This window comes from Aquitalea pelogenes, assembly GCF_001515305.1.
Classification (GTDB): Bacteria; Pseudomonadota; Gammaproteobacteria; order Burkholderiales; family Chromobacteriaceae; genus Aquitalea; species Aquitalea pelogenes.
Map to the genome: position 1 here is coordinate 1 of NZ_LNQV01000033.1, position 21521 is coordinate 21521.

The 21521-nt window shown below is 54.6% G+C and carries 16 protein-coding genes, 6 tRNA genes and 3 pseudogenes; 17 read left to right on the forward strand and 8 right to left on the reverse strand.

Features of this window, described 5'->3' with window-relative positions:
• Positions 1-20 precede the first annotated feature (20 nt).
• Positions 21-97 (reverse strand) — tRNA-Asp (locus AWT75_RS14090).
• Between the two features lie 5 nt (positions 98-102).
• Positions 103-178: transfer RNA gene (locus AWT75_RS14095), tRNA-Val, on the reverse strand.
• Between the two features lie 218 nt (positions 179-396).
• Between AWT75_RS14095 and AWT75_RS14100 the strand changes: the two are divergent.
• Both AWT75_RS14100 and tilS read left to right on the forward strand, forming a co-directional pair.
• A pseudogene (locus AWT75_RS14100) lies at positions 397-1361 on the forward strand (acetyl-CoA carboxylase carboxyltransferase subunit alpha).
• Positions 1351-2676 carry a tRNA lysidine(34) synthetase TilS gene (gene tilS, locus AWT75_RS14105; protein ID WP_062789739.1) on the forward strand — a complete coding sequence of 442 codons (1326 nt, stop codon included), beginning with the start codon at positions 1351-1353 and terminating at the stop codon, positions 2674-2676. The pseudogene AWT75_RS14100 and the gene tilS overlap by 11 nt, the downstream one beginning before the upstream one ends.
• A gap of 30 nt (positions 2677-2706) precedes the next feature.
• On the opposite strand, the pseudogene AWT75_RS14110 reads toward tilS, so the two are convergent.
• Positions 2707-3395 (reverse strand): annotated as a pseudogene (locus AWT75_RS14110) (Bax inhibitor-1 family protein).
• A gap of 171 nt (positions 3396-3566) precedes the next feature.
• Here AWT75_RS14110 and AWT75_RS14115 point away from each other — a divergent pair.
• From AWT75_RS14115 to AWT75_RS14160, 11 genes and pseudogenes are all read left to right on the forward strand, one after another.
• Positions 3567-3651, forward strand: a tRNA-Leu gene (locus AWT75_RS14115).
• A 330-nt stretch (positions 3652-3981) separates the two neighbouring features.
• Positions 3982-4389 carry a hypothetical protein gene (locus AWT75_RS21330; protein ID WP_153013340.1) on the forward strand — a complete coding sequence of 136 codons (408 nt, stop codon included), beginning with the start codon at positions 3982-3984 and terminating at the stop codon, positions 4387-4389.
• Between the two features lie 44 nt (positions 4390-4433).
• Positions 4434-4509 (forward strand) — tRNA-Thr (locus tag AWT75_RS14120).
• 468 nt (positions 4510-4977) lie between these two features.
• On the forward strand, positions 4978-6285 hold the full coding sequence (tig, locus tag AWT75_RS14125) for a trigger factor (protein WP_062789774.1): 1308 nt from the start codon (positions 4978-4980) through the stop codon (positions 6283-6285).
• A gap of 24 nt (positions 6286-6309) precedes the next feature.
• Positions 6310-6942: an ATP-dependent Clp endopeptidase proteolytic subunit ClpP gene (gene clpP / locus AWT75_RS14130; protein ID WP_045848595.1), complete on the forward strand. Its 633-nt coding sequence runs from the start codon at positions 6310-6312 to the stop codon at positions 6940-6942.
• 16 nt (positions 6943-6958) lie between these two features.
• Positions 6959-8239: an ATP-dependent Clp protease ATP-binding subunit ClpX gene (gene clpX / locus AWT75_RS14135; RefSeq protein WP_045848596.1), complete on the forward strand. Its 1281-nt coding sequence runs from the start codon at positions 6959-6961 to the stop codon at positions 8237-8239.
• A gap of 143 nt (positions 8240-8382) precedes the next feature.
• Positions 8383-10797, forward strand: a complete 2415-nt coding sequence (gene lon, locus AWT75_RS14140) for an endopeptidase La (protein WP_062789741.1) — start codon at positions 8383-8385, stop codon at positions 10795-10797.
• A 176-nt stretch (positions 10798-10973) separates the two neighbouring features.
• A pseudogene (locus tag AWT75_RS14145) lies at positions 10974-11242 on the forward strand (HU family DNA-binding protein).
• Positions 11243-11284: 42 nt separating this feature from the next.
• A tRNA-Val gene (locus tag AWT75_RS14150) sits at positions 11285-11360 on the forward strand.
• Positions 11361-11366: 6 nt separating this feature from the next.
• Positions 11367-11443: transfer RNA gene (locus AWT75_RS14155), tRNA-Asp, on the forward strand.
• Between the two features lie 77 nt (positions 11444-11520).
• Complete coding sequence (locus tag AWT75_RS14160) at positions 11521-13365, forward strand: SurA N-terminal domain-containing protein (RefSeq protein WP_062789744.1); 1845 nt, start codon at positions 11521-11523, stop codon at positions 13363-13365.
• Positions 13366-13465: 100 nt separating this feature from the next.
• On the opposite strand, the gene sodB is transcribed toward AWT75_RS14160, so the two are convergent.
• Entirely contained in the window at positions 13466-14047 is a 582-nt protein-coding gene (gene sodB, locus AWT75_RS14165) for a superoxide dismutase [Fe] (protein ID WP_045848599.1), read from the reverse strand.
• A gap of 129 nt (positions 14048-14176) precedes the next feature.
• Between sodB and AWT75_RS14170 the strand changes: the two genes are divergently transcribed.
• The 4 genes from AWT75_RS14170 (at position 14177) to AWT75_RS14185 (ending at position 17798) form a co-directional block, all read left to right on the forward strand.
• Positions 14177-15358 carry a BaiN/RdsA family NAD(P)/FAD-dependent oxidoreductase gene (locus tag AWT75_RS14170; protein WP_062789746.1) on the forward strand — a complete coding sequence of 394 codons (1182 nt, stop codon included), beginning with the start codon at positions 14177-14179 and terminating at the stop codon, positions 15356-15358.
• Positions 15359-15409: 51 nt separating this feature from the next.
• A complete protein-coding gene (gene dnaB, locus AWT75_RS14175; protein WP_062789748.1) occupies positions 15410-16819 on the forward strand; it encodes a replicative DNA helicase in 1410 nt (469 codons plus the stop codon).
• 62 nt (positions 16820-16881) lie between these two features.
• Entirely contained in the window at positions 16882-17190 is a 309-nt protein-coding gene (locus AWT75_RS14180; protein ID WP_045848602.1) for a (2Fe-2S) ferredoxin domain-containing protein, read from the forward strand.
• Positions 17190-17798 (forward strand): alpha/beta hydrolase, encoded by a 609-nt coding sequence (locus tag AWT75_RS14185; RefSeq protein ID WP_062789750.1) that lies wholly within the window; start codon positions 17190-17192, stop codon positions 17796-17798. The genes AWT75_RS14180 and AWT75_RS14185 overlap by 1 nt, the downstream gene beginning before the upstream one ends.
• A 51-nt stretch (positions 17799-17849) precedes the next feature.
• Here the strand turns inward: AWT75_RS14185 and rnk are convergent, their stop codons facing one another.
• The 4 genes from rnk to AWT75_RS14205 form a co-directional block, all read right to left on the reverse strand.
• Positions 17850-18260: a nucleoside diphosphate kinase regulator gene (gene rnk / locus AWT75_RS14190; RefSeq protein WP_045848604.1), complete on the reverse strand. Its 411-nt coding sequence runs from the start codon at positions 18258-18260 to the stop codon at positions 17850-17852.
• 110 nt (positions 18261-18370) lie between these two features.
• Positions 18371-19225 carry a flagellin N-terminal helical domain-containing protein gene (locus tag AWT75_RS14195; RefSeq protein WP_062789752.1) on the reverse strand — a complete coding sequence of 285 codons (855 nt, stop codon included), beginning with the start codon at positions 19223-19225 and terminating at the stop codon, positions 18371-18373.
• Between the two features lie 126 nt (positions 19226-19351).
• Positions 19352-20149 carry a type I methionyl aminopeptidase gene (map, locus tag AWT75_RS14200; RefSeq protein ID WP_045848606.1) on the reverse strand — a complete coding sequence of 266 codons (798 nt, stop codon included), beginning with the start codon at positions 20147-20149 and terminating at the stop codon, positions 19352-19354.
• Between the two features lie 107 nt (positions 20150-20256).
• Positions 20257-21429 (reverse strand): porin, encoded by a 1173-nt coding sequence (locus AWT75_RS14205; RefSeq protein WP_239689600.1) that lies wholly within the window; start codon positions 21427-21429, stop codon positions 20257-20259.
• Between the last annotated feature and the right edge of the window lie 92 nt (positions 21430-21521).

Genomic DNA, 21521 nt, shown 5'->3' on the forward strand with positions numbered 1-21521 from the left:
GTTACTGCTTTTTAAACTGTTGGCGGAGTGGACGGGACTCGAACCCGCGACCCCCGGCGTGACAGGCCGGTATTCTAACCAACTGAACTACCACTCCAACCTTGGTGGGCGTTGACGGAGTCGAACCGCCGACATTCTGCTTGTAAGGCAGACGCTCTACCAACTGAGCTAAACGCCCTGAAATCTTTTCGCTGTCTGCGTTTGCGTCTCAGCGAGGAGGCGAATTAAAGCACAGGCTAAAACTCCGCGCAAGAGGTTGGTTTCACTTTTTTGCGTAATAGCCGGAATAAACGGATCGACTCCTTATGCAGACTGAATTTTGTCAGACAGGGGCGTGACGGATTCTTTTGCTGTCATGTATGATTGCCCGATTCGCTTAATCGGATGATGTGCATAATGAAGCCGACCTTTCTCGATTTTGAGCAGCCTATCGCCGAGCTCGAGAACAAGATAGAAGAGCTGCGATTCGTACAGGATGATTCCGTACTGGACATCTCTGAAGAGATCGCACGCCTGCAAAAGAAGAGTCTGGAACTGACCAAGACTCTATATGCCAAACTGTCCCCCTCGCAGATCTCGCAGGTGGCGCGCCACCCGCAGCGCCCGTATACGCTGGATTACCTGCGCAGCATCTTCACTGACTTTGAAGAGCTGATGGTGATCGCGCGTTTGCTGATGATCCGGCAATCGTGGGTGGCCTGGCCCGCTTCAATGGCCAGCCAGTCATGGTGATTGGTCATCAGAAGGGCCGTGATACCAAGGAAAAGATTTACCGTAATTTCGGCATGCCACGCCCAGAAGGGTATCGCAAGGCATTGCGCCTGATGAAGCTGGCCGAAAAATTTGGCATTCCCATCATCACCTTCATTGATACTCCGGGTGCTTACCCTGGTATTGGTGCGGAAGAGCGTGGCCAGTCCGAAGCGATTGGTCGCAACCTCTACGAGATGACGCGCCTGCGTGTCCCCATCATCTGCACTGTTATCGGTGAGGGTGGCTCCGGTGGTGCGCTGGCCATTGCGGTGGGTGATCAGGTGAATATGCTGCAATATTCAACTTATTCCGTGATTTCGCCCGAAGGCTGTGCTTCCATTCTGTGGAAAACGGCTGAGCGTGCATCGGAAGCAGCTGAAGCGCTGGGCATTACTGCCAACCGTCTCAAAACACTGGGACTGATTGATCGCGTCATCAATGAGCCAGTGGGTGGCGCTCATCGTGATCATGCGCAAATGATGAATGCCATGAAGCGCGTCATTCAGGAGCAGCTGAAAGACTTTGCCAATCGGCCGATTGATGCCCTGCTCAAAGAGCGCTTTGATCGTTTGATGAGTTATGGACGCTTCAAGGAAGATGCAGCCTGATCTGCTTGAGCATGTATTAGCCAACTGGCCGGACGAATTGTCCGGCCTTTGTGCTTTTGAGCTTGGCCTCAGTGGTGGGCTGGACTCCATGGTGTTGCTCTCCCTGCTTGCGCGTGCCCGGGCACGCCGTCCAGGCTTGCAGGTGTCTGCGGTGCATGTTCATCACGGCCTCAACCCGGCTGCAGAAGCCTGGGTGCAACACTGTCAGCAGGTTTGCGCCCGGTGGAACATTCCACTGCGCGTTGTTCGTGTGCTGGTTGATCGCAACGCTCCGCAAGGCATTGAAGCCTGTGCTAGACAATTGCGCTATGAGGCCTATCAGCAAACAAAGGCCGATGTGGTGGTGCTGGCGCAGCATCTGGATGACCAGGCGGAAACCGTGCTGCTCCAGTTGTTACGTGGCGGTGGGGTAAGAGCTTTGGCTGGCATGCCGGTATTGCGGCAACTGGCCGACAAGCCGCTGTGGCGTCCTCTATTGCAATTCACCCGCCAGCAACTGGAGCAATACGCCGGTGAGCACGCGCTGGCCTGGGTGGAGGATGATAGCAACGACGATTTGAGATATCGCCGCAATATGCTTCGTCATCGCATCATGCCCTTGCTGCAGCAGCATGTTCCCGCTTATCGGCACCAAATCGCTCGTTCCGCCTGGCATATGGCGCAGGCTACCCAATTGCTGGATGAGGTGGTGGCTGGCGATTTGTCTGCCTGCCTGACGGCAGATGGCCTGGCAGTGGCACCACTACTGGCATTGTCCGAGGTTCGGCAGGGCTTTGTCGTGCTGGCCTGGTTGCAGGAGAGGGGTTTGCAAGGGGTTGCCCCGAATCGATTGCAAGAGTTCCTGCGGCAATTGCGCCACGCAGGTGTTGAAGCGCATCCTTCTTTGCAATTGGATGGAAGGGTTTTGTTGCGCTATCGGCAGTCTCTCTATTTGGTGACCCAACTCAAATATGTGCCAGATAGTCCGATCAGGCTGGATGCAGCCTCGCTGGAAAATACCGTTTGCTCACCTGACTGGGCTGGGGGCTTGCGGTGGAAGGGTGGCGGGGGCTTGTCAATGGATGTCATTGCCGAAGGTTTGGTACTGCAACCCCGTCTGGGTGGCGAGTTGCTGATGCAGCCATATGGCCGCAAGGAAGTGCGCAAGCTGTTGCAGGAGGCGGGAATGCCCCCGGTTTTGCGCAAGCAATGGCCGCTACTTTATTCTGCTGAAGGCAAGCTGCTGGCAGTACCTGGCGTCGCGGTAGCAAGTGATTGTTTTGATCCCGGCGGCTTTTGGCCCGAATGGGTGCCAGAAATGAAAAAAGCGCCTTGAACAAGGCGCTTTTTCTTATGCAGCTTATGATTAATCCCGGTCGCCGCTGAAAGCCAGCAACAATTGCAGCAGGCTGGTAAAGAGATTGTAAATGCTGATGTAAATGGACAGGGCGGCCGAGACATAGCTGGACTCACCGCCATCCACCACCACCTTGACTTGCCACAGGATCATCAGCGAGCTGAACAAGGCAAAGGCTGCAGCAATGGCCAGTTGTACGCCGGGCATTTGCAGGAAGAGGTTGGCAACAACAGCCACCATCAGCACGATGCTCCTACGGTCAGGAAATTGCCCAGTGCGGACAAATCACGTTTGGTCGTGCTGGCAATGCCTGCCATCACGATGAAAACCAGAGCAGTTGCCGCACCGGCTGTCATGATGAGCTGGCCGCCATTGCTGAAGCGCAGGGCAAATTGCAGCAAAGGCCCCAGCAGCAGGCCCATCATGAAGGTAAAGCCCAGCATCAGGAACACGCCCAGCGAATTATTGCGGTTTTTTTCGATGGCAAAAACCAGGCCATAGAATACTGCCATGATGGCCAGCATGCCCATGATGGGGCTGGCAGCCATGAAGGCAAAGTTCAGGTGGGTGCCAATCAGTGCACCCATGACTGTGGGGATCATCGAAAGACCAAGCAAGCCATAGGTGTTGCGCAGAATCTTGTTTCGCGACAGGTCGGCGGTGCTGGTTTGGTAGGTATTGTGCAGATCTGGTTGCATGCTGCGCTCCCTTTGTGTGTTTATACTGCGTCAGTGTGTGCTCAAGGCGATGTGCCTGCATTCTGACACGAAACCGTGTGTTTGGTTCATTCTGGATGGCTTGAAAGATAGGCTGTCCTGCGGTATAGTTCGGCCTCCTTTCGGGTGGCAATATCCTTGTTACCCAATTGTGCGAGCGTGGCGGAATTGGTAGACGCACTGGATTTAGGTTCCAGCGCCGCAAGGCGTGAGAGTTCGAGTCTCTCCGCTCGCACCACCAGATAGATGAACAGTTTTATATTATTTTCTGTTTTCTCTATATATTTCCATCTGCTTCAAATTCAAGCTGCGACTTTCCCATTGTATGCATTTGCGCATCTTCATCAATTGAAGGAGGTTGATCCATCTGTCATGGATCCCATTGTGCAGAGGTCTCGCTGGATGGGGCCGTTGGATGTTTTCCCGGCTTGGACTCTTGATGGATGAGATCTTCTCTGGAAGACATGGCTGCGTGTGTATCAGCAAGCCGTGCTAAGATCGCTGGTTTGTTCCCCTTTCCTTACACCTGACTGAATATTAGGTAAACCATAAGGGCTCTGACTTGATTATGAATCATTCCATTATTGGGCGTGCCCTGCTGTTGGGTGCGTTGTTGCTGTCTGGTGTCGCGCATGCCGAAACGGAAGATATTCCTTTGCCGGGTGATGTGCAAAATGCACCAGTCAAGACGATAAAGTCATCGACTCGTCATGAGCGTGCGGGAGGGGTGGCAAAGCGCGCTGGTGCAGAGCGTCGGTCGGCAAAGCACGTCAAACGAAATGGCCATGCTCATGCCAAGCGAAAAGCCGTGAAGCTGCACAGGGGTGGCGGGGTCGTCAAAGTGCATAAGGCCAAAGTTTTGACTAAGCACACTCCAGCCCATTCATCGCATGCCAAGAAATACAAATCGCATAAACCAAGCAAAAACAATAGTATAAAAAAGAGCACAAAAAAGAAGAGTAAGAAAATGCACTGAGCCTCTTGCCAATTAGAAGGCAGGACGCTATATTGCAGCCCTTCGCCGGTGTAGCTCAGTTGGTAGAGCACCTGACTTGTAATCAGGGGGTCGCGAGTTCGATTCCTGCCGCCGGCACCAAATACTACGGCTTGTAGAGATACAAGGCCCGTTTTGCGTTTGTTGTTCTATGAATTGCATTTCAAGTGCGAGATTGCCACTGCGGATGTGCGTCATCTGCCGCTGCAGTCCATGCAATACGCCAGGATGAATTTGCCCGCATATCACGTGATGGTATGTTCCTGTGAACTGAGTCTTGGTAAGGTGCTCGCCGATTTCTCCCTTTTCATCTTGCCGAGTTTGACATGCTTGCCAGTGGCAGTGATTCGGCTGCATACAAAACAGGGCACATGCTATACTGCGCGTCTTCGCAATGTGGTGCTGTCCTGCCAAGGCTGTTGTGCTGGCGGTGGATGAACTGCACTTGTAGCTGGGGCTTGAGGCCCCATATAGAGCCGAAGCCCTGGAGGGTTTCACCTGTTTTCCAAGATACGAATTGTTCGTGCAAGAGCCGAACTCGTATTCAGCTGACTAGTTTAAGGATTGAACATGCAAGTACAACTGGAAACGTTGAGCAATCTTGAGCGTCGCATGAACATCGCTCTGCCGATGGCTGCCATTGATGCCCAAGTGACCGAGCGCCTGAAGCGCGTGGCTCGCACTGCCAAGATTCAAGGTTTCCGCCCGGGCAAGGCTCCGCTGAAGATTGTTGAAGCCAACTACGGTGCCCAGGTGCGTGAAGAGGTGTTGGGCGAGCAGGTTCAGCAAGGTTTTTACAGTGCTGTCAGCGAGCAGAAATTGCGTGTTGCTGGCTACCCGCGCTTCGAGCCGGTTGCCGCTGAAGGTGATGCTGAAAACTTCAAGTTTGCCGCTACTTTTGAAGTGTATCCGGAAGTGAAGGTTGGCGAGCTGGCCGACAAGGAAATCAAGAAGCCTTCCACCCCGGTTACCGATGTTGAAATCGAAAAAACCATCGACATCCTGCGCAAGCAACGTACCCGCTACAACCGCGTTGAGCGTGCCGCTGCTGAAGGTGATCGCGTGATCATCGACTTCAAGGGCAGCATCGATGGCGTGCTGTTTGAAGGTGGTTCTTCCGAAAACTTCCCCTTTGTAATCGGTCAGGGTCAGATGCTGGCTGACTTCGAGGCTGGTGTGACCGGCCTGAAGGAAGGCGAAGTCAAGAATGTGGAAGTGTCCTTCCCGGCTGACTATCATGGCAAGGATGTAGCAGGCAAGACTGCTGTATTCGAAATCACCGTGAAGAACGTTGCTGAAGCAACCCTGCCGGAAGTGAATGAAGAGTTCGCCAAGCTGCTGGGCATCGCTGATGGCGACGTAGAAAAGATGCGCGCTGAAATTCGCAAGAATGTTGAGCGCGAAGTGAAGCGTCGCCTGCAAGCTCGCACCAAAGAAGCCGTGATGCAAGCGCTGCTGGATGCGACCGAAATCACGTTGCCGAAGGCTCTGGTTCAACTGGAAATCGGTCGTCTGATTGAACAGGCGCAACGCGACATGCAGCAGCGCGGCATGAACGTAAAAGACATGCCTTTCCCGCCGGAACTGTTTGCCCAGCAAGCAGAGCGCCGCGTGGCACTGGGTCTGATCCTGGCTGAAGTGGTGGAAGCGAACAAGCTGGAAGCCAAGCCGGAACAAGTCAAAACCATGATCGAAGAGTTTGCTGACAGCTACGAGCATCCGGAAGAAGTGCTGACCTGGTATTACGCCAGCGCAGATCGTCTGGAAGGCCCGACCTCCATGGTGCTGGAAGACAATGTTGTGGAATTTGTCCTGTCCAAGGCCAAGGTTGAAGTGGAAGAGCTGTCCTTTGATGCCCTGATGGGTAACAACGCCTGATAACGATACAAACGGAGTTGGTCGATGAAATCGATGATTGAACCGCAAGGGCTGGGCCTGGTGCCCATGGTGGTGGAGCAGAGTGGCCGTGGCGAGCGCGCCTACGACATCTACTCGCGCCTGCTCAAGGAACGTATCGTGTTCCTGGTGGGGCCCGTCACTGACGAATCGGCCAACCTGGTTGTAGCGCAGATGTTGTTCCTTGAGTCGGAAAATCCGGACAAGGACATCTATTTCTACATCAACTCACCGGGTGGTTCGATTACCGCCGGCATGTCCATTTACGACACGATGAATTTCATCAAGCCGGACATCTCCACCCTGTGCATTGGCCAGGCTGCCAGTATGGGTGCCTTCCTGCTTTCGGCAGGGACGCAAGGCAAGCGCTTTGCGCTGACCAACAGTCGTGTGATGATCCACCAGCCCTTGCTGTATGGCGGTGGTCTGAGCGGCCAGGTGACCGATATTGAAATCCATGCCCGTGAGCTGGTGAAGGTGAAGGCCAAGATGAATGAGTTGCTGGCCAAGCATTCCGGCCAGACCATGGAGCGTTTGCAGGCCGACACCGAGCGTGACAATTTCATGTCCGCCGACGAAGCTCGTGAATATGGCCTGATTGATAAAGTGCTGACCTCCCGCAAGGATGTCACGGCGTAAGCAGTGGAACTAGCTAATGGCTGATAAAAGCAGCAACGAAAAACTTCTGTATTGCTCTTTCTGCGGCAAGAGCCAGCATGAAGTCCAGCGTCTGATCGCCGGTCCTCAGGTGTTTATCTGCAATGAGTGTGTTGAGCTTTGCAATGACATCATTCGCGAGGAGCTGGAAAAGGTAGTGGGTGAGATTGGTGAGGCAGGAACTGCCTCAACGGCTTTGCCCACGCCACAGGAAATCCGCGCCGATCTGGATCAGTACATCATTGGTCAGGATTTCGCCAAGAAAACGCTTTCTGTTGCCGTGTACAACCATTACAAGCGTCTGTACACCCCGGCAAGCGACAAGGATGAAGTCGAGCTGGCTAAGAGCAACATCCTGCTGGTAGGGCCTACCGGCTCAGGCAAGACTTTGCTGGCGCAGTCGCTGGCACGTTTGCTGGATGTACCGTTCGTTATTGCGGATGCCACCACGCTGACCGAGGCCGGCTATGTGGGTGAGGATGTCGAACACATCATCCAGAAGCTGCTGCAAAAGTGCGATTACGATGTGGAAAAGGCCCAGCGCGGCATTGTTTACATCGATGAAATCGACAAGATTTCGCGCAAATCGGAAAACCCGTCCATTACCCGCGATGTTTCGGGTGAGGGGGTGCAGCAAGCCTTGCTGAAGCTGATCGAAGGGACGGTTGCTTCTATTCCGCCGCAAGGTGGACGCAAGCATCCGAACCAGGAATTCATTCAGGTGGATACCACCAATATCCTGTTCATCTGCGGTGGTGCATTTGATGGTCTGGAAAAGATCATCCGTCGCCGCTCGGAAAAGGGCGGGATCGGTTTTGGTGCTGAAGTCAGCTCCAAGGATGACAGCAAGTCCACCTCTGCCTTGTTCAAGGAGGCTGAGCCGGAAGACCTCATCCGTTTTGGTCTGATTCCCGAGCTGATTGGCCGTCTGCCGGTGGTTGCTACGCTGGAAGAGCTGGACGAAGAGGCCATGGTCACCATTCTGACGCAGCCCAAGAATGCATTGATTAAGCAGTATCAGCGCTTGTTCCGCATGGAAAACGTCGAGCTGGAAGTGCGTCCGTCTGCATTGCGTGTCATTGCCAAGCAGGCGCTAATTCGCAAGACGGGTGCGCGTGGTTTGCGTTCCATCATCGAGCGTGTATTGCTGGACACCATGTATGAGCTGCCTTCCATGGAAAACGTGGAAAAAGTCGTGGTAGATGAAAAGGTTATCGAAAAAGGTGAAAAGCCTTTGTTTATCTATCGTGACAAGGATGAGCAGGCGCAGTCTGCCTGAGTCTGTTCAGTCGCAGATAAAGCCGCCCTTAATGGGCGGTTTTCTTTTGTAATGTCGCCAAACTGATTTAGTATGGGGTGTTGATTTTCAGCATGACCGCCCCATCTTTCATGCAATGTTTCACGTACGCAAGGTTAGGTGATATGCCCCAACCCGCAGAACTCCGCGAAGAAACCACATTGCCCCTGCTCCCGTTGCGGGATGTGGTTGTTTTTCCTCATATGGTCATCCCGCTGTTTGTCGGCAGGGCCAAGTCAATCAGGGCGCTGGAAAGCGCCATGGACGAAGGCAAGCAGGTGTTGCTGGTAGCCCAGCGCTCTGCCTCCAAGGACGAACCGGAAGCGGATGACCTTTACAGCGTCGGCACGATTGCCTCGGTGCTGCAAATGCTCAAGCTCCCGGATGGCACGGTTAAAGTGCTGGTCGAGGGCCGTCAGCGCGCGCAAATTTCCCAGGTTGAAGAAGATGGTGGCTGCTTTGTCGGCACCATCACGCCGCTGGCAGCGGACGGCGAGGACTCTACCGAGTCCGAAGCCATGCGCCGTGCCTTGCTGGCCCAGTTTGAACAGTACGTCAAACTCAACAAGAAGATTCCGCCGGAAGTCATGACATCCCTGGCGGGGATCGAGCGTGCCGGCCGCATGGCAGATACCATCGTCGCCCATCTGCCGCTCAAGCTTGAGCAAAAGCAGGAAGTGCTGGAGATGTTTGATGTCCGTGCCCGGCTTGAGCATCTGCTGTCTCAGCTGGAAGGCGAAATCGACATCCTGCAGGTGGAAAAGCGCATCCGTGGTCGCGTCAAGCGCCAGATGGAAAAGAGTCAGCGCGAGTACTACCTGAACGAGCAGGTCAAGGCCATCCAGAAAGAACTGGGTGACATGGATGAAGTCAGCGACATCGATGAGCTCGAAAAGAAGATTCGTCTGGCTGGCATGCCAAAAGAAGCCAAGGACAAGGTCAGTGCCGAGCTTAAAAAGCTCAAGATGATGTCGCCGATGTCAGCGGAAGCGACGGTTGTGCGCAATTACATTGACACCCTGCTTGAGTTGCCCTGGAAGAAAAAGACCAAGATCAACAAGGATGTGGCCAATGCCGAGGCAGTACTGGATGAGGATCACTTTGGCCTGGAAAAGGTCAAGGAGCGCATTCTGGAGTACCTGGCAGTGCAGCAGCGTGTCGACAAGCTCAAAGCGCCTATTTTGTGCCTGGTAGGGCCGCCAGGGGTGGGTAAGACCTCTCTGGGTCAGTCCATCGCCCGTGCGACCAACCGCAAGTTTGTCCGCATGGCACTGGGTGGCGTGCGCGACGAATCCGAGATTCGTGGTCATCGTCGTACCTATATCGGCTCCATGCCGGGCAAGGTACTGCAGAACATGAGCAAAGTCGGGGTGAAGAACCCGTTGTTCCTGTTGGATGAGGTGGACAAGATGGGAGCTGATTTCCGTGGCGACCCATCATCTGCCTTGCTGGAAGTACTGGATCCGGAGCAGAATCACTCTTTCGTTGACCATTACGCCGAGGTTGAGTACGACCTGTCTGATGTGATGTTTGTAGCCACTGCCAATTCGCTGAATATTCCCCATGCCTTGCTGGATCGCATGGAGATCATCCGATTGGCCGGTTACACCGAAGACGAAAAGGTCAATATCGCACTGAAGTACCTGGTGCCCAAGCAGATGAAGGCCAATGGCGTGCAAGATGGCGAGCTGGTACTGCAGGAAAGTGCCTTGCGCGACATCGTGCGCTACTACACCCGCGAGGCGGGTGTCCGTAGTCTGGACCGGGAAATTGCCAAGATTTGCCGCAAGGTGGTCACTAGCACGCTGCTGGGCAAGAACAAGGCAGCCAAGGTGACGGTGAATGCGAAGAACCTCGACAAATATCTGGGCGTTCATCGCTTTGATTATGGCGTGGCTGAGCAGGAAAACCGTATTGGTCAGGTGACGGGCCTTGCCTGGACCGAGGTGGGTGGCGAGTTGCTCACCATCGAAGCAGTATCACTGCCTGGCAAGGGTAATATTGTCCGTACCGGCCAATTGGGTGAGGTGATGCAGGAGTCCATCACCGCGGCAATGAGTGTGGTGCGCAGTCGTTCGCGTGCCTTGGGAATCAAACCGGATTTCCATGAAAAGCATGACATGCACATTCATGTGCCGGAAGGTGCAACACCCAAGGATGGGCCGAGTGCCGGCATTGCCATGACGACTGCAATTGTTTCCGTTCTGGCGGGAATTCCGGTACGCTCTGACGTGGCGATGACGGGCGAAATCACCTTGCGTGGCGAAGTGCTGCCCATTGGTGGTTTGAAAGAAAAACTGCTGGCTGCGCATCGTGGTGGAATCAAGCATGTGCTGATTCCGCATGGCAATGCCAAGGATCTGGTGGATATTCCTGCCAACATCAAGCAGAAGCTGGAGATTCATCCCGTTAAGTGGATCGACGAGGTATTGGCCCTGGCATTGGAGCGCCAGCCCGAACCCTTGCCTGATGACGCGAAGCCGGACGAGTTGCACCCCGCGCCGGAAGGTGCGGCCGGTGTATCCGTAATGACGCATTAAAAATCAGTATGTTGCAGCCGTAGTGAAATTACCGGGCCGCTTGTGCTTTCCGGATGACCTTGCCATAAGGCAATATTCCTCTGGAAGCCGCTTGACACAAGGATTTTGACCTTGCTATAAAGCAAGCGGTTTTTATCCGAATTACGTAGACCGAAGAACGACGAAAGGGGACTTACGTGAACAAGTCTGAACTGATTGATGCAATCGCCGCTGAAGCTGATATTTCCAAAGCTGCAGCTGCCAAGCACTGGATGGTATGGTTGCCGCTGTTACCGACGCTCTGAAAAAGGGCGACACCGTGACTTTGGTAGGTTTTGGTACTTTCTATGTTGGCGAGCGTGCTGAACGCAGCGGTCGCAACCCGAAAACTGGCGAAACCATCAAGATCCCGGCTGCACGTTCTCCGAAGTTCCGTGCTGGCAAAGCACTGAAAGACGCGCTATAATCTTCAACCTTGTCGTTAGCGATAGCGGCAAGGTTTTATAGCGGGCGTTTAGCTCAGTTGGTAGAGCGTCTGCCTTACAAGCAGAATGTCGGCGGTTCGACTCCGTCAACGCCCACCAAAGTTTGGAGTGGTAGTTCAGTTGGTTAGAATACCGGCCTGTCACGCCGGGGGTCGCGGGTTCGAGTCCCGTCCACTCCGCCAGAATCTACAGAAAAGGTGAACGTATTCAGTCGTTCACCTTTTTTTTTACCAATGGGGTGGCTTGCGCCGATATCGCCATGTTCGATTTTGTTCAGAATAATAAAATTGCCATTCAAGTCATTCTGGGCGCGGTTGCGCTGACCTTTGTTGGCTTTGGTGTGGGTAGTTACACCTCTGCCGTGGAAGACCCGTACCTGGTCAAGGTAGGCTCTGCCAAGATTTACAAACGGGATCTCGACCGCCTGCTTGAAGGCCAGCCTTCCGATGCGGCAACCCGTCAGCAAGCGCTGGAGGACTTGATTCGTCAGGACTTGCTGCTCGCAGCGGCGCAGGACGGTGGAGCAATCGTCAGTCCGGAGCAATTGCGCAAAGTGATTGCCGGCATTGCCGAGCTGCAGGAAAACGGCCAGTTCAGTGCCACGCGCTATAAAGAATTCCTTGCTGCACGCAATATGTCACCCGAGGCTTTTGAAGCCAAAATCAGCCGTGACATCATGCTGCAAAATCAGATCAACAATTTTGCTGGTACTGGTTTTGTATCGCGCAGCGTAGTGGAACGCATGGGCGGTTTGATGGCGCAGGAGCGCCAGGTACGCCTGCTGTTGTTGAAACCGGCTGACTTTGCTTCCCAGGTCAAGACCGATGACGCGGCGCTGAAGGCTTTCTATGATGCCAATGCCAAGCGCTTCCGTACGGCGGAGTCCGTCAAGCTTGATTACGTGTTGCTGTCTCCACAGTCTGTTGCTGCTACCTTGAGCGTGACGGATGCCGAGGTGAAACAATACTACGAGCAGCACAAGGCGGAACTGGCAGGTGAAGAGCGCCGCGCTTCCCATATCCTGCTGACGGTACCCAAAGATGCCAAACCGGCAGAGAAGACAAAGATCAAGGCTGAAGCTGAAGCCTTGCTCAAACAGTTGCGCGCCGACCCTGCTAAGTTTGCGGAACTGGCCAAAGCCAAATCGCAAGACCCTGGTTCAGCTGCCAATGGTGGCGATCTTGGCTTCTTTGCACGTGGAGCCATGGTCAAGCCGTTTGATGATGTGGTGTTCCGTATGCAAGCTGGGAAAATCAGTGAGGTGGTGGAAACCGAGTATGGTTACCACATCATCAAGCTTGACGAGATAAAGCAACCTGACTTCGCCGCAGTCAAGGCCGCAGTGGAGGCCAAGCTGAAACAGCAGAAGGCCGCGGGACAATTGCGCAGCATGGCCGACAAGCTGGCAGAGGTTGCCTATCAGCAAGCAGACTCCCTCAAGGGTGTGCAAGATGCCCTGAAGTTGCAGATTCAACACTCTGACTGGGTGTCTCGTGACAAGAAATCTGCCGATCCGGTATTGTCCAACGCCAAGTTGCTGGATGCGGCCTTCAGTGATGATGTGCTGAAGAAAAAGCACAATAGCGAGCCGGTGGATATTGGCGGCGGTAATCTGGTGGTGGTACGTGTGGCTGACCATCAGCCTGAGCGTCAGCAAAAGCTGGATGAAGTGCGTGATGTCATCAAGAATGAGCTGATCGCCACTGAAGGCGCCAAGCTTGCAGAAAAACAGGGACAGGCTCTGTTGGCGCAGCTTAAGGCGGGCAAGGGTGTTGATGGTCAGAAATGGGGCGAACTGCAAACGGTTTCGCGTCGTAACCCTGGCAATATGATTGGGGGTGATGTGCGTGCGGTATTCTCTGCTGCAACCACCACCCTGCCGGCCTTTGCCGGTAGCAAGCATGATAATGGCGACTATGCGATTTACCAGATTGCCAATGTTGCTGCGGGTGCTGCTGTCAATGACGCAGAGCGTACCCAGCTGGCTGGGGCAATGATGCAGATGACTGCGCGCAGTCAATTGGGTAGCTACCTGGAAACACTGCGCCAAAAGTACCCCATCAAGATGGGCAAGCAACAGCTGAACGATCAAAGCGAACAGTAATATTCTGACGGGCAGGGCCGGTATCCGGTTCTGTCCCTTGCTTGAATTGCGTTACGCAATAAAAAAAGGGCCGTAAGGCCCTTTGTTTTATCCGGGATGCTTAAGCCGCAAAATTCTTGGCAGCGAAGTCCCAGTTTACCAGCTTCCAGAAGCTGTCCAGATAGTTCGGACGGCTATTGCGGTAGTCGATGTAGTAGGCATGCTCCCACACGTCACAGGTCAGGATCGGGGTCTTGTCGGTGGTCAGCGGAGTGGCGGCATTGCTGGTGGAAACCAGGTCCAGCGAGCCATCGCTATTCTTCACCAGCCATGCCCAGCCGGAGCCGAAGGTGCCAACGGCAGTCTGGGTAAAGGCCTTCTTGAACTCCTCGAAGGAGCCCCACTTGGCGTTGATGGCATCAGCCAGCGCGCCAGTCGGTTCGCCGCCAGCATTCGGAGCCAGGCCAAACCAGTAGAAAGTGTGGTTCCATACCTGAGCGGCATTATTGAAGATGCCACCGGAAGATTTCTTGACGATTTCTTCCAGCGAGGCATTTTCAAACTCGGTGCCCTTGATCAGGTTGTTCAGGTTGGTGATGTAAGTCTGATGATGCTTGCCGTAGTGGAATTCCAGGGTTTCCTTGGAGATGTGGGGGGCCAGCGCATCCAGTGCGTAAGGCAGTTCCGGCAGTTTGTGTTCCATCATGCTCTCCTTGTTGAGAATTGGGCTTGCGAAATTGCGAAAGCCGAATCTAGCGGATAACTGTAACAGCAAGTGTACTGGATTCAACACTTGATCGCCAATAGTTGACTAAATAAGTAAAGTAAGAAAATGAATAAGTCATTCGACGTCGTGGTTCTGGGTGCCGGGGCTGCTGGCATGATGTGTGCCGCTATTGCGGGTCAGCGTGGACGCAAGGTGTTGCTGCTGGATCATGCCGAAAAGCTGGCAGAAAAAATTCGTATTTCCGGTGGTGGTCGCTGTAATTTCACCAACCATGATGCGAAGCCAGAGCGCTATTTATCTGAAAACCCGCATTTTTGTCGCTCGGCACTGGCACAGTTTGGTCCACAGGATTTTATTGCCATGATTGAACGGCATGGCATTGCTTATCACGAAAAGAAACTGGGGCAGTTGTTTTGTGATGATTCCAGTCAGCAGGTTATCGATATGCTCGACGCCGAGTGTCAAAAAGGCGGGGTGTTCCGTCAGATGGGCGTTAGCATCAGTACTGTTACCAAAGATGAAACAGGTTTGTTTGTGCTTGAAACTACCGCAGGTCTCTTCAGTGCGCATGCGCTTGTGGTGGCCACCGGTGGCTTGTCCATCCCGCAAATCGGAGCAACACCGCTAGGCTACCGTATTGCCGAACAGTTCGGGCTGCCGGTAACAGGGCTGAGTCCGGCCTTGGTGCCGCTGACGTTTCATGTCGAGGATGCCGAGGCCTTTGCGCCGCTGGCCGGGGTGTCACTGGATGTGGAAGTGCGTGCAGGCAAGGGGCGTTTCCGTGAGCAGATCCTGTTTACTCACAAAGGCTTGTCCGGCCCGGCCATCCTGCAGATTTCCTCTTACTGGGAACCGGGAATGGATGTGGTGATCAATCTGCTGCCTGATTGTGACGTAGCGACGTTTCTGGAGGAGCGGCAAGGCAGTGAACAGCTGTTGAGTAATGCGCTGGCTGAGTTGGGCTGGCCCAAGCGTTTTGCCGAGGCGTGGTTGAGCCGGTTGGGCTTCAATGTCAGGCTGAAGGATTTGTCGCCCAAAAAGCGGCTGCAACTGGCGGAGCAGATTCAGCATTGGCGCATCAAGCCCAATGGTACCCAGGGCTACAAGAAGGCTGAGGTGACGCGTGGTGGGGTTTCCACCAAGGCCTTGTCTTCCAAAACCATGGAAGCCAAGGATGTACCAGGTCTGTTTTTTATCGGCGAAGTCGTTGATGTTACCGGCTGGCTGGGTGGGTACAACTTCCAGTGGGCGTGGTCATCCGGCTATGTGGCCGGCAAAAACTGCTAGAATTGCCACCTGATCCCGGTTCTTGCCTGTTGCACATTTCATTGAGTCTCCATGACCGAACAGTACGAAAATTTTGATGGTGCCATGGCATCCCTGCGCACCCCGCCGCATTCGACCGAAGCCGAACAATCGGTTCTTGGCGGTTTGATGCTGGATAATGGTGCTTTCGACAAGATTGCTGATGTAGTGTCCGAGGCGGATTTTTACCGCCACGACCACAAGCTGATTTTCAAGCATATTGCCCGTCTGATTGAGCTGGGCCGTCCCGCCGACGTGGTGACGGTATCCGAGGTGCTGGACAAAAACGCCGAGCTGGCGGATGTGGGCGGTCTGTCTTACCTGGCAACGCTGGCGCAGAACACGCCATCTGCTGCCAATATCCGTCGCTATGCCGAAATCGTGCGCGAGCGTTCCATCATGCGTCAGCTGGCGGTGGTAGGGGCGGAGATTGCCGAATCGGCATATGCCCCACAAGGCCGCGATGCTGCCCAGCTGCTGGACGAAGCAGAGGGCAAGGTGTTCCAGATTGCCGAATCCACCGCCAAGTCAAAGCAGGGCTTTCTGGAAATGCCAGGCCTGTTGAAGGAAGTGGTGGAACGGATTGACATGCTTTATAGCCGGGATAATCCGGACGAAGTGACAGGTATTCCTACCGGCTTTATCGACCTGGATGCCAAGACATCCGGTCTGCAGCCAGGGGATCTGGTGATTGTGGCTGGACGTCCATCCATGGGTAAAACCGCGTTCTCGATGAATATTGCCGAGCATGTGGCAGTGGAGGCGCATTTGCCGGTGGCAGTGTTTTCCATGGAAATGGGGGGCGCGCAGCTGGTGATGCGTATGCTGGGCTCGGTGGGGCGGCTTGATCAGCATGTATTGCGTACTGGCAAGCTGGGCGATGAAGACTGGCAAAAACTTACTTACGCTATCGGCAAGCTGTCGGAAGCGCCGATGTATATCGACGAAACCCCGGCACTCACCGCACTGGAACTACGTGCCCGTGCCCGCCGTCTGGCACGTCAGCATGGCGGCAAGCTTGGCTTGATCGTGATCGACTATTTGCAGCTGATGTCGGGTTCTGGTCGTGGTGATAACCGTACTGCCGAGTTGGGCGAAATTTCTCGTGGCCTTAAGGGCCTGGCCAAAGAGTTGCAGGTGCCGGTGATTGCGCTGTCGCAGCTGTCGCGTGCGGTGGAGCAGCGTCCCAACAAGCGCCCGATGATGTCTGACTTGCGTGAATCCGGTGCCATCGAGCAGGATGCTGACATCATCATCTTCATGTATCGCGAAGAGTACTACAACCCGGAAAACGTGGAAGTGAAGGGCATGGCCGAGGCCATTATCGGTAAGCACCGTAATGGTCCTACCGGTGCGGTGCGGCTGGCCTTTGTCGGCAAGCACGCCAAATTCGAAAATGCGGCCACGCTGGGTATCAGCGGCTGGGCGGATAGTGACGGCTAACCCCGCCTGATGATCTGGTTACCGGGTGCGGCAAGTCTGTATCCGTTCACGAAAGGTAGTTCATGAGCTATTTCGACAAACATGTATTTATCTGCTGCAACCAGCGTGCTGCCGGGGAGGATTGCTGCAATAACCATGGTTCCAGTGAGCTACTGGGCTATATGAAGGACCGTGTCAAGGCGCTGGGGCTGGCGGGTGACGGCAAGATCCGTATCAATAAGGCGGGCTGTCTGGGGCGTTGTGATGATGGGCCGGTGATGGTGGTTTATCCGCAAGAGACCTGGTACACCTTTGTCGATCGTGAGGACATTGACGAAATCATCGATGAGCACATGGTAGCTGGTCGTGTTGTTGAAAGGTTGAAGATCTGATGTTGAAAGCCCTGAACAAGTGTGTGATTTCCGGCCCGGTTGGCGACCTGGAGACCATCGTGGTATTGCCGCAAGGCGAGCCGCAGGGAATTGCCGTGATTTGCCACCCGAACCCGCTACAGGGCGGCACCAATACCAACAAGGTGGTGCAGACAGCCGCCAAGGCGCTGTCTCAGCTGGGTTATGCCTGTTACTGCCCGAACCTGCGCGGGGTGGGGGAGAGCGGCGGTCAGCACGACCATGGGGTTGGCGAGGTGGAGGATGTCATTGCCGTGGTCGAGCATGCCCGTACGGTGCATGGTGACTTGCCGCTGGCACTGGCAGGGTTCTCGTTCGGCGGTTTTGTGGCGGCGCGAACCCGTGCCGTGATTGAGGCTGACAAGTTGCTGCTGATGGGTGTGGCAGTGGGTAAGTACACCATTCCGACTCCAGCGGTGCCGGCGGAGACTCTGGTGATTCATGGTGAAGAGGATGAGGTGATTCCACTGTCAGCCGTGCTGGACTGGGCGCGTCCACAGGACTTGCCGGTTTTGGTGTTCCCGGGTGCCGGTCACTTCTTCCATGGCAAGCTGATCAAGCTGGGGCAGATGATTCAGCGCTGCTGGTAAGCCCGTCCTGCCAACACGAAAATAGCCAGTCTGTTGACTGGCTATTTTTAATTAACGGTGCAGATCGCCGGCTGCTTCAGGCTGGTAGGTGACTTCCAGGACGGTGAGTCGGGTTTGACCTGCCAGCGTAGGCCAGTCAATCGATTGCCCTTCGGCCAGGCCTAGCAGGGCAGCACCAACCGGCGCCAGAACTGAAACATGCCCAGCAGTGCCGTCTGCCTGATTGGGGTAGACCAGTGTCAGCAGTTTTTCTTCGCCGCTTTGTTCAATACGTACCCGTGCCGTACTGTTCATGGTGATGATGCCCGCCGGTATGTCTTCCGGCTCTACCACTTCGGCACGTTCCAGCTCGGCTTCCAGCGCCGCCAGCGTTGTCTTGTCCTGTGCTGGCATGCGCTCCATCCAGGCTGCCAGCCTTTCGTAATCAAGACTGGAAACAATGATGGATGGTTGGCTGGGCATGGTTGACTCCTTCTCGCAATAAAAAGCACAGGCATTTTCAAGCCTGTGCACATGGTGATAAATGAGGTATTGGAGTTGGAGTATCAGGACGACGGAAAGTTGCCACTGGCCTAGCCAAGCAGGCTGAGTGCACTGCGCTGGGAAAGATTGGCTTGTGCCTGCACGGCGATGGCTGACTGGCCAAGGATTTGCTGCTGCACCAATTGCGCTGTGGCTGCTGCAAAGTCGGTGTCGCTGATGCGACTGTTGGCTGCCTGGGCATTGAGTGAGGCATTCTGCAAATTATCGATGGCCGCAGCAAATTGGTTGCTGGCTGCACCCAGCTGGGTGCGCGAGTTGCCAATGGTGGCAAGGTCTGCTTGCATCTGCGATTGTGCTGCAATGGCGCTGGCGGGGCTGGATAGATCAATGGTGCCGGTGGCTGCCAGATTGGCATTGTAGCTGTTGAGGCCTCCGCTGGAAGGGGAGGCTGACAGATTGCTGGTGTTGACGTTGATCTGGTTACCACTGCCGCCATTGGGCCCTACCTGAAATTGCAGGCTGTTATTGCTGCTCAGTAGTGCCGTGCCGTTGTACTGGGTGTTCTGGATAATGGCCGAGTTGCTCTGGGTGAGCTGATCCACCTGTTGTTGCAAGGCCTGACGATTGCTGCTGTTGAGGGCTGCATTACCGGCCTGGATGGCCAGTTCCTGAATCTGCTGGGTATTGCTTTGCAATTGCGACAGGGCACTGTCGGCAGTTTGTACCACGGAAATCCCGTCCAGTGCATTGCTGCTGGCCTGATTATCGCCACGAACCTGGGCCTCAAGGGATTGTGACAGGGCTGTATTTGCAGCATTCACTGCAGCATTGTTCAGTTGTGTGCCGGACGAGAGCTGTTCCAGAGTCTGTTCAGTTTTCTTGCGCGATTTCTCCAGCTGGGACTGTGCACTCAGAACACTTGAATTGCTGCCGATGGTTAACATGTCATGCTCGCTTAAAGTACAGTCAGATCACGGCCTTAACTATAGATTCAGTCTTGCTGCTTAACCAGTATTTACACAAAAACACCCGCCTGGAGCGGGTGTTTACTGTTGTATTGCTAATAAAACTCAGCGAGAAGCGGGCTTGGCAGGTGTGCCGGCAGACTGTGTCAATACTTCATAACCAGTTTCGGTAACCAGAATGGTGTGCTCCCACTGTGCCGACAGGCTGCGGTCCTTGGTGGCGACTGTCCAGCCATCACCCATCATGCGCAGATGACGTTTACCCTGATTGATCATCGGCTCAATGGTGAAGATCATGCCGGCTTCCAGTTTGAGCCCGGTGCCGGGGCGGCCATAGTGCAGGACTTGCGGCTCTTCGTGGAAGCGCTTGCCAATGCCATGGCCGCAGAACTCTTGCACTACACTGTAGCCGCTGGCTTCAGCATATTGCTGAATCGCATAGCCGATGTCACCCAGTGTGGCGCCCGGTTTAACTTTTTCAATACCGCGCCACATGCATTCATAAGTAATCTTGCACAGGCGGCGGGCGTGCTCGCTGACTTCACCGACATAGAACATGCGGCTGGTATCGCCGTGGTAACCATCCTTGATGACGGTAATGTCGATGTTCATGATGTCGCCGTTCTTCAGCGGCTTGTCATTGGGAATGCCATGGCACACCACGCTGTTGATCGAAGTGCAGATGGACTTGGGGTAGGGGTTGTGGCCGTCCGGCGCGTAGTTGAGCGGAGCCGGAATGCAGCCTTGCACATTGACCATGTAGTCATGGCAAAGCTTGTCGATGGCCTCGGTGGTGACACCGGGTTTGACGAAGGGAGTGATGTAGTCGAGTACTTCGGACGCAAGCTTGCCGGCGATACGCATTTTCTCGATATCGGCGGCTGTTTTCAGTTCAACGCTCATTGTGGTGGTCTTGGTGTGTGCGGCAATATTCCATTCTAGCAAATGATGAAAAAACGGGCATCCCGAAGGACGCCCGTTTTACAGTTTGTTGCTAAGCGATGTTCAGCTTAGAACGCTACCTTCAGGCCAACACCGAAGGCTTGCGGGTCAACGCCTTGAGACAGGGTGCCAGTAGTGCCGCTAACCGAGGTCCATACCGGAGTGTTGGCAAAGTTAGCTGCCTGAGCGCTCTTGTTGGTGATCTTGGTGTAGTAGCTGAACACTTTGGTGGTCTTGGTCAGGTTGTAGTCCACACCCAGGGCCCATTGATGAGCCTTGTAGTTGTCCTCAGTGCCAGCGGTAGCACCCTTCAGACGGCCCAGCGAGCTGTATTCCAGCTTAATGGTAGCGGCACCGATGTCCTGGCCCAGAGACAGAGTCCAGTCATCCTGCTTCAGGGAGCTGGCACCAGCGATAGCTTGGTCGAAACGACCGAATTCATAACCTGCACCAACAAAAGTACCGGTGGCAAATTTGTAGCTGGCAGCCAGCTTGGTGTAGGTCACATTAGCGCCGGACCAAGCGTAAGTGTTGTAGGCAGAGTTCTTGAATTGGTCTTGTTTGAAGCCAGTGTCGTTGGTGCGATCCCAGCCAGCAGCCAGTTGCAAGCCGCCGTTGGTGTAGTTGGCAGCCAGGGACAGGTGGGAAGCATTGGTGCTACCGTTGCTGCCGCTGGAGGTGCGGCTTTCATCTACACCGTAGGAGCCACCAACCTGGAAGCCGGACCAGTTCGGGGAGAAGTAGTGGATGGAGTTCTTCAGACGGGCTTCGCCACGGCTGTAAACGTTGGCTGCACCGTTGTTTTCGGCAGTGGTGTCACCAAACAGGTTCAGACCGATGTTGGTCAGGGATTTGTAGGCGGAGTCGTTCTGACCCAGCAGTACTTTACCGAAGGTGCCGTTGTCCAGACCAACAAAAGAGTTGCGGGTGGCGAAGGTGGCGGTATCGTTCTTGTCGTTAGTGCCACCTTGTTCAAAGTAGCGCAGGCTGCTTTCAACCTGCCAGATGGCCTTGGTGCCATTGCCCAGGTCTTCATTACCCTTGAAACCGATGCGGGAGTTGTCATCCACGACACGGGTGCGGGATTTGTAATCGGAAGCGGAGCCGGCGGTAGCGCCGGTAGCTTTGGTGGATTCGATGCTGCTGCTCAGGAAACCATAAATGGTTACGTCGGCGTGAGCGGCGAACGGAACGGCGAACAGGGTTGCAACCAGTGCGGCTAAGCTTTTCTTGTGCATCATCAGTGCTCCATCAGGGGTTTTGTGTTTCGTTATGCGTACTGGCTGTGGCGGAACTCTATGTTTGAGCCGTCCAGGACGTCAGTACTGTCGAA

Excerpts from the sequence above, each read along its gene's own strand:
- AWT75_RS14180 (WP_045848602.1), top strand. The coding sequence starts at position 16,882 with ATGAGCTATTTCGACAAACATGTATTTATCTGCTGCAACCAGCGTGCT.
- AWT75_RS14205 (WP_239689600.1), bottom strand. The coding sequence starts at position 21,429 with ATGATGCACAAGAAAAGCTTAGCCGCACTGGTTGCAACCCTGTTCGCC.
- AWT75_RS14170 (WP_062789746.1), top strand. The coding sequence starts at position 14,177 with ATGAATAAGTCATTCGACGTCGTGGTTCTGGGTGCCGGGGCTGCTGGC.
- dnaB (WP_062789748.1), top strand. The coding sequence starts at position 15,410 with ATGACCGAACAGTACGAAAATTTTGATGGTGCCATGGCATCCCTGCGC.
- tig (WP_062789774.1), top strand. The coding sequence starts at position 4,978 with ATGCAAGTACAACTGGAAACGTTGAGCAATCTTGAGCGTCGCATGAAC.
- tilS (WP_062789739.1), top strand. The coding sequence starts at position 1,351 with ATGCAGCCTGATCTGCTTGAGCATGTATTAGCCAACTGGCCGGACGAA.
- AWT75_RS14195 (WP_062789752.1), bottom strand. The coding sequence starts at position 19,225 with ATGTTAACCATCGGCAGCAATTCAAGTGTTCTGAGTGCACAGTCCCAG.
- clpP (WP_045848595.1), top strand. The coding sequence starts at position 6,310 with ATGAAATCGATGATTGAACCGCAAGGGCTGGGCCTGGTGCCCATGGTG.
- AWT75_RS14160 (WP_062789744.1), top strand. The coding sequence starts at position 11,521 with ATGTTCGATTTTGTTCAGAATAATAAAATTGCCATTCAAGTCATTCTG.
- sodB (WP_045848599.1), bottom strand. The coding sequence starts at position 14,047 with ATGGAACACAAACTGCCGGAACTGCCTTACGCACTGGATGCGCTGGCC.
- map (WP_045848606.1), bottom strand. The coding sequence starts at position 20,149 with ATGAGCGTTGAACTGAAAACAGCCGCCGATATCGAGAAAATGCGTATC.
- lon (WP_062789741.1), top strand. The coding sequence starts at position 8,383 with ATGCCCCAACCCGCAGAACTCCGCGAAGAAACCACATTGCCCCTGCTC.
- AWT75_RS14185 (WP_062789750.1), top strand. The coding sequence starts at position 17,190 with ATGTTGAAAGCCCTGAACAAGTGTGTGATTTCCGGCCCGGTTGGCGAC.
- clpX (WP_045848596.1), top strand. The coding sequence starts at position 6,959 with ATGGCTGATAAAAGCAGCAACGAAAAACTTCTGTATTGCTCTTTCTGC.
- rnk (WP_045848604.1), bottom strand. The coding sequence starts at position 18,260 with ATGCCCAGCCAACCATCCATCATTGTTTCCAGTCTTGATTACGAAAGG.
- AWT75_RS21330 (WP_153013340.1), top strand. The coding sequence starts at position 3,982 with ATGAATCATTCCATTATTGGGCGTGCCCTGCTGTTGGGTGCGTTGTTG.